General features: G+C 38.4%; 2 protein-coding genes and 1 pseudogene. All 3 read left to right on the forward strand.

Going from position 1 to position 3,839, the window contains the following annotated elements:
- A pseudogene (locus LKD48_RS16235) lies at positions 1–249 on the forward strand (hypothetical protein); the annotation flags it as partial.
- A gap of 541 nt (positions 250–790) precedes the next feature.
- Entirely contained in the window at positions 791–1,756 is a 966-nt protein-coding gene (locus LKD48_RS16240; RefSeq protein WP_308732630.1) for an Rpn family recombination-promoting nuclease/putative transposase, read from the forward strand.
- A gap of 1,035 nt (positions 1,757–2,791) precedes the next feature.
- Positions 2,792–3,568, forward strand: a complete 777-nt coding sequence (locus LKD48_RS16245; protein WP_308732631.1) for a hypothetical protein — start codon at positions 2,792–2,794, stop codon at positions 3,566–3,568.
- Positions 3,569–3,839 lie beyond the last annotated feature (271 nt).

Raw genomic sequence — 3,839 nt, forward strand, 5'->3', positions numbered from 1 at the left:
GAACGTCTGAATGAGAAAGATGAAACGATTGCTACCCTTCAAGCAACGATTAAAAATCTTGAGGCAACAGTAAAAATTCTTCAGGAAAACGCAGTTGATCTTAAGGCAACAATCGCAAATCTGACCGAAACACTGAATGAATTCAAAAGAAAGTTTTTTGGAATATCCAGCGAAAAAAGTAAAAAAAAACAAACTGATGAACCTGTTTGTGATTACCATTGGTGCCAGACCCCCGGTACTAAACTGTAAACGCAAAATGAACAAAATATGACTAAAAAATCGAATGCTGTCGAATTAGTGTGAGGCTTTGGTAAAATAAAGTCGTGTAGAGACATCTACACGGTAGCTGCTCTTATAATCACACACCGCTACGAGGTGAGCAGCAGGCAACGATCCATAAGATCGGCTGAGATGTGAAAATGATTTGTCGCTTATGTTTTATTTGGAACTTGGCTGAGTTGCATAAAGTTAAAGTTTGAAACCGAAGGATTTGTTAAAGGCATTGAGATTGATGGAGGCGCTATGATGAATAGTCTTATTGTAACGTATATGCGGGTTCAGATGGGATTTCCTACGGGTGTATGGGCAAAAAGGGTCAGGCACCGTTAATAAACGGTTAACAAACTGTGAACAAATATTCGAAAAAAGCCGAATGGCGTCGAATGAAAACAGTTGAAAAATAGGGAATAATTTGATAAAATGCAAGCATAGTAAAGTCTATGGTAACATGAAAATACAATAGGAAGCTGTATGTACTTCTATTGATAACGAAAATTGGAGGTGTTTGCCGATGGGAATGGCTGATACTGTTACAAAAGAATACATAAGAAGCAACGAAGTATTTGCTGATGCCTTTAATTATCTCATTTATGATGGAGAGCAGGTTGTCAAGCCGGCACTTTTGCAGGAACTTGATACAACGGAAATTGCGATCCCGTTTGCATTGGGTGAAAACGAAAATCAAACTGAGGATGTTGTTCAGAAATATCGAGATGTTTTGAAATCAGCTGTCATCATGCAGGATTCAAGAGCATCATATATTCTTCTGGGAGTGGAAAATCAGACAGAGATTCATTATGCAATGCCTGTGAGAAATATTATTTACGATGCTCTTCAGTATGGAAAGCAGGTTTCGGAGGTTGCTAAAAGACATAAGAGTAAAGGTGACAGAAAAGGACATAACAAGGGTGAGTATCTTTCTGGATTCTATAAAGAAGATCGGATTCGTCCGGTAATCACGCTAGTAGTTCATTTCGGAGCAGATGAGTGGGATGGTCCGCTATCTCTCTATGAGATGATGGATCTGGAAGATAAAAAATTGTTGGAGTTTGTTCAGGACTATCGAATTTTCTTGATTGATCCATATAAGCTTGCAAACAATGACTTAGAAAAGTTTTCGACAAGTCTTGGAGATGTGCTGGGATATATTAAATATTCTAAAGATAAGAAAGCGTTGTCGAAGTTTTTAAATGATAATCAGGTAATGATTATGGATAATGATGCTGCGCGAGTAATACGTGATGTCACAAACACACCAATCTATGTTCCAGACGGAAAGGGGGAAATTGATATGTGTAAGGCAGTTAGAGATATGATTGACGAAAGTAAGCAAGAGGGTATGGCTGCAGGTGAGCTAAATAAAGCAAAGAAAATGGCACTTAAAATGTACAAAAAGGGTGACAGCATCGAAGAAATCGCTGAAATGGCAGAGGTTTCTGTGGATCAGGTGAAAGAGTGGATTAATTCAGCTGTCTGAGTGTGAACCAAATGACAGGCACGGTTAACAAAACGAGTGCGAATGTCAAGCAATATGTAATATGCAGAGGGATTCGCATCAAAACAAAAAGAAAATGTGTTTGATCTTGATTGATTTGCCAGAAAAATGATGGCTGCAAGGCTTGTAACAGACAAAATCAAAACACAGAGCAGTTATATTGATTCTTTTTGGCGTTCATCCCTCGTGAGGGGGATGTGAATTGAGCCAGTGGGGACAGGTCTGGCGGCTGTTTTATTGTGCCACGGCTTAATTACTGTCCCCTTGGCTTAGCCAGAAAAGTTACATGCCAGCCATCTGGTATTAAACAATAGCATTGGTGCCAGACCGTGCGTCCAGCAAAGGGCGTGTAATCCGACAGGTGGAACCCCTGTCAAATAAGCTGCTAACCACAGCATTTGAAGCGAGTCTTGAGTGTGTTACAGTAATGTAATGGGCTAAGCGTAGACAGCAAGGTTGCAGGGACAGCAATTGAGCGCCGAAATACCATAAATCGGAGTGCCGACTCTGTGGTCTGAGGGGAAGGCAACATGTGGGTTTATCGTTAAGGTGAGATTTCACACAGCTCCGCGGCGTCGGAAGGACCTGTTCATGTAATACAAGGATTGTACGTCAACTGGAGAGAAACTATATTTTCTCAGCTTTAGAAAAAAGGAGCAGAGTATGTCTTGTCAATAAAAGAAAGAGAGACAAAAGAAATATAGGTAGTCGGATAGTTCCATAGTACCGTTGAAGGTGGGTAATGCCACTGGAGGGAAGGGAGCCATATATGGCGATATCCAAGAAAGAAACTTGTCCAATACACAGAGATTGACATGACGAGGAAATTGATTTTAGGGAGAAAAGTGTCGGATACACAGAGATCAGGCATATGATTAGCCATATGAAGAGCCGGATGCGGGAAAGTCGCACGTCAGGATCTGTGGGGGGCGTACCTTGTGAAAGGTACGTCTACTCGACCAAGGTACTATGTAAATAATTTTGAAAAAATGAAGGCTAAAAAAGGAGAAGATTGAAATGAGCGATATCGATATTAATAAAGGAAATTGGATAAAAGATTATGATGAATATATGTTAATAAAGTTTACCAGAAAGTATGAATATCAGCAAGATTTTTTGGATGGACGATTATACTTTAATACTGTAGACTTTTTTAGAAAATGTGATGCTAAAGGACAAGGAGATAGTAATGAGGGGAATAACTTTATAATTAATAATCAAGATCCTAAAATGATTTCTGCAAATTTAGAAAAAGTAAATGGTCAATATATGATTGTTGTTAGAGATTATACAAATAATCCATTAGAATATAAGCCAGGAATTATAAAGAGCTATTCAGCAGCAGATAATAGAAATAGAAAGATAATTTGCTTTTACACCATGTATATAAATTTTGAAAATAAGAAAGTTAGCCCTTTTCCAAAAAATATGGGTCAAGAATTTGGCGAATATGGTGTGTTAATTCTTAATCGGCAGGAATTTTTTAAGCGAGTAGAAGTAGCCTTAAAAAAAATTAAAAATTGTAATGATCCACAAATGGGTTTTGTAGAATATCAGGAAATGGCAGCAGGATATAATGAATGGCATACCTTTAAAAAAGAGAAAAAACTTTTTGATTATCAGAATGAATTCAGGATTACATTTAAAAATGAAAATGAAAAACCATATATACTTGATCTTGAATGTACATTAAGAGATATAGCAGTTCCAATTATAGCGGAAGATGTAGGTCAGATATATGTTGAGAAACAAAGTATAGTATATCCGATTCGAAGGAATATAAGTGATGAGTAATATTTCAGGCTGATGGCTATGCGAACATCAGGTGCCAGACCGTGCGTCCAGCAAAGGGTGTACAATCCAGCAGGTGTAAATCCTGTCAAATAAGCTGTTAACCACAGCATTTGAAGCGAGTCTTGAGTGTATTACAGCGTGCAATTGCGAGCTAGAGCGTCTCGGGGGTCAGGCACCGTTAACAACAAGTAAAGATGGGGTGCGGACAATTTTTGGACCTAATGTCGAAAGATGTTAGGAGGAAGAAATGAACAAGTATAGCACCGAAGAA

This window comes from Anthropogastromicrobium aceti, from assembly GCF_020687335.1.
Taxonomy (GTDB): domain Bacteria; phylum Bacillota; class Clostridia; order Lachnospirales; family Lachnospiraceae; genus Anthropogastromicrobium; species Anthropogastromicrobium aceti.

What these genes read in the sequence shown, in the direction of transcription:
- LKD48_RS16240 (WP_308732630.1), top strand. Translation starts at nt 791, where the DNA reads ATGGGAATGGCTGATACTGTTACAAAAGAATACATAAGAAGCAACGAA.
- LKD48_RS16245 (WP_308732631.1), top strand. Translation starts at nt 2,792, where the DNA reads ATGAGCGATATCGATATTAATAAAGGAAATTGGATAAAAGATTATGAT.